Source organism: Mycobacterium angelicum (assembly GCF_002086155.1).
Lineage (GTDB): Bacteria > Actinomycetota > Actinomycetes > Mycobacteriales > Mycobacteriaceae > Mycobacterium > Mycobacterium angelicum.
Genome location: NZ_MVHE01000122.1, coordinates 1 through 7306, shown reverse-complemented (window position 1 = coordinate 7306; position 7306 = coordinate 1). Strand labels below are relative to the sequence as shown.

At 67.9% G+C, this 7306-nt stretch carries 1 protein-coding gene; it reads right to left on the bottom strand.

Translation table 11 applies throughout. From position 1 onward, the window contains the following. On the bottom strand, positions 1 to 7306 hold a 7306-nt coding region (locus tag BST12_RS28050), incomplete at both ends, for a non-ribosomal peptide synthetase (RefSeq protein WP_139802005.1).

Genomic DNA, 7306 nt, shown 5'->3' with positions numbered 1-7306 from the left:
CGCGCGCCCGCGCCACCACCTGCATCGAGGAAATGCTGTCGCCGCCCAGATCGAAGAACGACTCCTCCACCCCCACTTGCGCCAACCCCAGAACCTGGGCGAAAATCCCGGCCAGCGCCTCCTCCACTGCATTAGCCGGCTCCCGATAGCGCCGCAGGTCGCCGTACTCGGGAGCCGGCAACGCGCGCACGTCCAACTTCCCGTTGACCGTCAGCGGCAACTCCGCCATTCCCACGACCGCCGCGGGAATCATGAAGTGCGGCAAGCGATCCGCCAACTTCGCACGCAACGCCGCGGCATCCACCGCGCCCGTCACATAACCCACCAACCGCTTATCCCCGGGACGGTCCTCGCGGGCAATCACCACCGCCTGATCCACTCCATCCAGCCCGGCCAGCACGGTCCGGACCTCACCGAGTTCGATCCGGTAGCCGCGAATCTTGACCTGCTCGTCGGCGCGTCCCACCAATTCGATCTGGCCATCGGCGCGCCAGCGCACCACGTCGCCGGTGCGGTACATGCGCATTCCGGGCCTCCCGTGCGGGCACGCCACAAACCGCGACGACGTCAGCCCCGGCCGCCGCCAATAGCCACACCCCACCCGGCCGGCGACGTACAACTCCCCCACCACGCCGACCGGCACCGGACGCAGCCGCGAGTCCAGCACGAAGAACGCCGCCCCCGGAACCGGGGCCCCGATCGGCGGCGCTCCCGAACCGGGCGACAGCGGCGCGCTCATGGCGGCGAACATCGAGGTTTCGGTCGGGCCGCAGACGTTGATCATCACTCGGCCGGCGGCCCACCGGTCCACCAACTCGGCCGGGCAGGGTTCACCGCCCATGATCAGCAACTCCACCGAGTCCAGCCCCTGCGGCGACAACATTCCCAGCGCCGACGGGGTCTGACTCAACACGTTGACCTGTTCGGCGACCAGCAGCTCGTGAAAGTCCGCCGGCGAGCGCACCATCGACTCGGGAACCACCACCAGCCGGCCGCCGTGCAGCAGCGCGCCGCAGATCTCCTGGACCGAAACGTCGAAGCCATAGGAGTGCCACTGCGTCCACACACCCGAAGGCGGCAGATCCGGATCCAGCGATTCCATCAGCCGCGTGACGGTGCCGTGCGCGATCGCCACGCCCTTCGGCACACCCGTCGTGCCCGAGGTGTAGAGGATGTAAGCGATGTCCTCGGCGTGCGGGTACGGCAGCCCATGGGCTGGGTAGCAGGCGTCGATGGCGGGGTCGTCTATATCGACGACCGCCACGTCATGGCCGCTTAGCCGCCCGGCCAGGGCGGTGGTACTCAGCACCGCGACCGGCGCGGCGTCGTCGATCATGAACTCCACCCGGGGCTGCGGCAACGCCGGATCGATGGGCAGATAGGCGGCCCCGGCTTTGAGCACGGCCAGTATCGCCGCAATGGCCTGGGCCGAGCGCTCCAACAGCAGCCCCACGACATCGCCGCGGCCCACTCCGCAATCGGCCAACAGATGCGCAAGGCGGTTGGCGGCCTCGTCGAGTTGCCGGTAGCTCCACCGGTCGCCGTTGCACACCAGCGCGACGGCGTCGGGTGTGCGTGCGACGTGGATACCGAACGCCTCCGGAATCGAAACCAGTTGTGGCGCTGCGGCACTCAACACCGCACGGTTGCCTATGTCGTCCAGATGGAAGCGCTCGGCGGCGTCGAGCACACTGATCGACGACAACGGACGCCGCGGATCGGCGATCGCGGCTTCCAGCACCCGCTCCAATCGGCGGATGAGCAGGCCGATGCTCGATGCGTCGTACACGTCGGTGCGAAACTCGGCGGTTCCGCTGATGCCGGCGGGGGCACCGGCTTCGGTGAATTGCTCGGCCAGGGACAACACCAAATCCATTCGGGCCGTGTGGGTGTGCACCGGCATCATCGCGATGTCCACATCGCCCAGCTCGAGCTCTGCCGTGGCGGTGTTCTGCCACGCCAGCATCACCTGAACCAGCGGGTGATGGGTCATGCTGCGGGTTGGGTTGAGCCGGTCCACCAGCACTTCGAACGGAATGTCCTGGTGTTCAAAGGCTTCCAGGCTGCGCGCGCGCACCTGGCTCAGTAACTCGGCGAAGGTGGGGTCGCCGGCGAGTTGTACGCGCAGCACCACGGTATTGACGAAGAAGCCCACCAACGCATCCAGAGCGGGGTCGCTGCGGCCGGCGACGGGAACTCCGACCGCAACATCGCTGCTGGCGCTCATCGTCGACAGCAAGACGGTCAGCGCGGCGTGGATCACCATGAAGCTTGTCGCGTGGTTCTCCCGGGCCACTCGCGCGATTTGTCGCTGCAGTGTCGCAGGCCATTCCACCGCGATGCTTGCGCCGCGATGCTCGGCCACCCGCGGGTACGGCCGATCAGTCAGCAACTGCAACCGTTCGGGCAGGCCGGCCAGCGCCTGCTCCCAGTAGGCCAATTGCCGGGCGGCCATGGCGCTTGGCGCATCGGCCAGATCGCCGAGCCGCTCGCGCTGCCACAGGGTGTAGTCGACGTACTGCACCGGTAGCTCCGTCCATGCCGGAGCCTGTCCGGCACACCGGCTGGCGTACGCCACACTCAGGTCTGCCGCCAGCGGCGCCAGCGACCAGCCATCCGCGGCGATGTGGTGCACCACGATCACCACTGCGCACTCCCGTTCTGCGACGCGAAACAGCTTTGCCCGCAAAGGAATCCGAGTCGCCAGGTCGAACGCGTGCCGTGCGGTGTTCTGGAGCGCCGCCTGGAGCCGGCCGGCCTCCCATCCGGTGGCATCGACGAGATTCCAGTCGAGGTCTGCCTGGTCGGCCGGCAGCACCACCTGCTGGGCGATGCCGCGCACCGAGGCGAAAACCGTGCGCAGGCTCTCGTGGCGGCTCACCACGTCGGCCAGCGCTTGGCGCAATGCGTCGACATTCAGCTCGCCCGTCAACCGGGCCGCCCATGCCATGTTGTAGACCGGCGAGGGTCCCGCCATTTGGTCCAGGAACCACAGTCGCTGCTGGGCAAAGGACAGCGGAATGGCGGCCGGCCGCTGTGCGGGCAGCACGGGCGTGCGGCCGCCCCTACCCGATCCGGTCCGTGCAGCCAGTTGTGCCACCGTCGGGGTCTCGAACAAATCTCGCACGGAGAGAAGGCAATTCAGGCTGCTGTTGACCGCATTGATCACGCGCAGCCCCGTCAATGAGTTGCCGCCCAAATCGAAGAACGAGACTTGCGCGCCGACCCGCTGCACGCCCAGGATTTCGGCGTAAACGCCGGCCACGATGTGCTCGGCTGGGGTGTTGGGGTTCCGATAGGTATCGGTTGTCCGGTATTGCGGAGCCGGCAGAGCCCGGGTGTCGAGTTTGCCGTTGGGTGTCAACGGCAGCGCAGCAATGCTGACCAGTGCGGCGGGCACCAGGTAGTGCGGCAGCTGGGCGGCCAGCTGAGCGCGCGCAGACACCGCATCGGCAGTGCCGGTGAAGTAACCCACCAGACGCTTGTCGCCGGGCGCTTCATCGCGGGCGATCACCACCGCCTGCTCCACCCCGTCGAGCGCGGCCAGGGCAGCGGCCACCTCGGCGGGTTCGATGCGATACCCGCGGATCTTGACCTGCTCGTCGGCGCGGCCGTGAAAAGCCAACTGCCCATCGGGATTCCAGGACGCCAGGTCACCGGTGCGAAACATGCGTTGCCCAGCACCGGCGAACGGGCAGGCTACAAAGCGCGATCCGGTCAGCCCCGGCCGCCGCCAGTACCCGCACCCGACCCCAGCGCCGGCCACATACAACTCCCCGACCATCCCGGCCGGCACCGGCCGCAGCCACCCGTCCAGGACGAACAACGCCACCTCCGGCAGCGGCGCACCGATCGGAACCGTCGGCGAAGCCGGGGTCAGCGGCGCACTCATTGACGCATACCACGTCTCCGTCGGCCCGTAGGCGTTGATCATCAACCGCCCAGGCGCCCAGCGCTCCACCAGCTCGACGGGACACGGCTCGCCGGCCACCACCAGCGCCGCGGCATCCAAGCCCTCGTGCGGCAATACCGCTGCGGCCGAAGGCGTTTGGTTTATCACGGTGACGCCTTCGGAGATCAGCAGAGCATGCAGGTCGGATGGGTTGCGGGTGAGGGGCTCGGGTACCACGACCAGCCGGCCGCCGTGCAGCAGCGCTCCCCATATCTCCCACACCGAGACGTCGAAGGCATACGAATGCCACTGGCTCCACACCTGGCCGGCGACCGGCCTCAGGTCCCCGTGCAGTGCACCGAAAAGCTGCGTGATGTTGCGATGGGTCAGCGCCACACCTTTGGGGGTGCCGGTCGTCCCCGAGGTGTAAAGGATGTAGGCGATGTTTTCGGCATCCGGGGCAGGCAGCGGGTGGCCGGGATGGCAGGCGTCGATGGCGGGGTCGTCGACGTCGATGACCTGTGTGCCGGCGGCCAAGCATGGGTTTGCTTCGGCCAGTTCCGCGGTGGTCAGTACTGCTATTGGTGCGGCGTCGTCGAGGATGAGCCGCATTCGCGCCGGCGGGACGGCGGGGTCGATCGGCAGGTAGGCGGCCCCGGTTTTCAGGACCGCCAGGATTGCGACGATGGCACCGGCGCCGCGTGGCAACACCAGACCTACCACCTCGCCGGGCCCCGCACCGTTGCCAATCAGACTGCGCGCCAGCCGGTTTGCGGCAGCCTCCAGCTCGCGGTAGGTGAGCCGGTACCCGCCGCATACCAGCGCGACAACCTGCGGGGTGCGGGCCGCCTGCGCGGCAAACAACTCTGGAATCGAGACCGGGGCGGCGGGAATCGCCGTCAGCGCGGCCCGGTTGCCGATTTGATCGAGTCGCGCATGCTCGGCACCGTCGAGCAGATCCATCGAGGACACCGGCTGCGCCGGATCGGCGGTCATCGCCCGCAGCACTCGCTGCAGGCGGTCAATCAGGGTGTCGATGCCGGCCGCGTCGAACACCTCGGTGGCGTAGTCCAGCCGCAGCCGCAATTGCGGGCCGGGCATCGCGATGAGGGCCAGCGGGTAATGGGTGAAGTCGCGGTTGGTGATTTCGGTGATGCTCAGTGCGTGGGCGTCGGCCGCGCTGGTGTCGAGCGGGTAGTTCTCGTAGGCGACCAACGTGTCAAACAGCCTGTCGTGGCCGGCGATTCGGTGAATCTCGTCCAGCGCGAGGTGTTGGTGTTCCACGGTGGCGTGGCGGGCGGTGCGCAGTTGGTCCAGCAGCTGGGCGGTGGTGGTGGTCGCGGCCAGCCGGGCCCGCACCGGCACGGTGTTGACCAGCAGCCCCACCATGGACTCCACCCCGGCCACCTCGGCGGGGCGCAGTGCGGCAACGGTGCCGAAAACCACGTCCTGCCGGCCGGTCATCCAGGCCAGCAGCTGCGCCCAGGCCGCCTGCAGCACCGTGCTGACCGTGGTGTGGTGGGCGCGGGCCAACGCGCTGAGCTGCCGGGTGGTATCGGCCCGCAGCGCAACGGTTTTCGTGTGCTTGCCGCCAAGCCCCAGTTGATCCGGCGGGCACACCAACGTGGGTGCCGGTATTGCGTCCAACATCTCGCGCCATGCAGTTCGGGCGCCGTCTTTGTCTTGAGCGTCCAGCCAGGCCACAAACCGGCGAAACGCAACCGGGGCGGGTAGCGGTCGCCCGTCATAGCCGGCCAGGATTTCTTGTAACAGGATGGGCAGCGACCAGCCGTCGCAGACGATGTGATGGGTTGTGAACACCAGCCGGTACGCTTCGGGTCCGGTGCGGATCAGTACAGCGCGAAATGGCGTCCGGTGCGCGAGGTCCATGACCGCCGCGCGCTCGTCGGCAACGAGCCCCGGTGCCGCTGCTTCGGTGAGATCCAGGTATTTCCAAGGCATTTGGGGATCGGCGGGGATGATTTGGACGGGCTGGTCAAGCTCGTCATAGACGAACCGGGCCGCGAGATTCGGGTGACGTTGCACCACCGTGCGCACCGCCGTGTGCAGGCGGTCCACGTCGAGATCTCCCTCGATAGTGATCTGCAGTTGAACGGCATACTGCTCGTCGATGTCGCTCGCCGTGCCTGCGTGGAAGAGCAACCCCTGCTGCAACGGGGTCAACGGCACGATATCGGCGATGGCATGGCGCCGCTGCAACGCATCGATCTGGTCCTGGCCGAGGTGCAACGGCAGCAGATCCGACGGGGTCAGGCCGCCTCCGCCGCGGCTCACGTGCGCGCAGATTCCGGCCAGCGCCGCACACCACAGCTGGTGTACCCGCTCGATTTGGGCGCGATCCAGCACCGAGGACGCCCACGTCCAGCTGGCCTGCAGCCGCGGGCCGGCATCGGTGTCGAGGGTCAGCGCGTTGAGTTCCACGGTGTGCGGCAACACGATCGGCGCCACCGCACCCGGCACCGGACCCGCGATCTGCCAGCTGTCGTCGTTGCCGGGTGATCCGAGACGGCCCAGGTAGTTGAACCCGATCACCGGATCCGGCCCCGCTAAATCGGCCTCGGCATCGGCGTAGCGCAATAGTCCATAGCCAAGGCCGTCGGGAAGCGCGCGAAGCTGTTCTTTGAGGTCTTTGACCACCGAACCCAGCACCTGCGCACCGGCGCACACCTCAGCCCAGTCGAGCCGATCCACCACCAGCGCCACCGGGTACTTGGCGGTGAACCAGCCCACCGTGGACGACAGATCGATGTCTGCGGCCAATTCCTCTTGGCGGCCATGGCTTTCCACATCGATGCCGATCGCCCCGGCGTGCTGCAGGAACTGCGACCAGGCCAGCGCGAACGCGATCAGCAACAGCTCGTGCACTCCGGTGTGGAATGCCGCCGGCACCTCACCGAGCAGCTGATGCGTGGTGTCGCGATCCACCCACAGCGCCAACTGCCCGGCATTGGCGTAGGTATCGCTCGCATCCGCCGCGGGCAATACCGGTGCGGCCGCGCGCACCCGCCGCCAGGCGTCCAGCTGCTTGGCTACGTCCGTACTGCGCGCGTGCTCGGCCAGCACCGCGGCCCAGCGCTGAAAAGAGGTGCCCTGCAATGGCAATCGCACCGGCTGCCCGGCCCGCTGCTGCGCCCAGGCGGTGTTGAGATCATCCAGCAGAATCCGCCAGGACACCCCGTCGACGGCCAGATGGTGAATCACCAAGACCAGCTGAGCCGTCGAGCACACCCACAACCCGCTGACCATCACCCCGGCAGCCGGATTCAACCGACGGCGCGCAGCCACCAACGCCGCATCGCACCACGTCGGCACTGACTGCACACACGCACCGGCATGCACCACCCCCGCCTCGGGCACACACAGCCGGCCCACCGCACTGCCGTCCTCCACCGC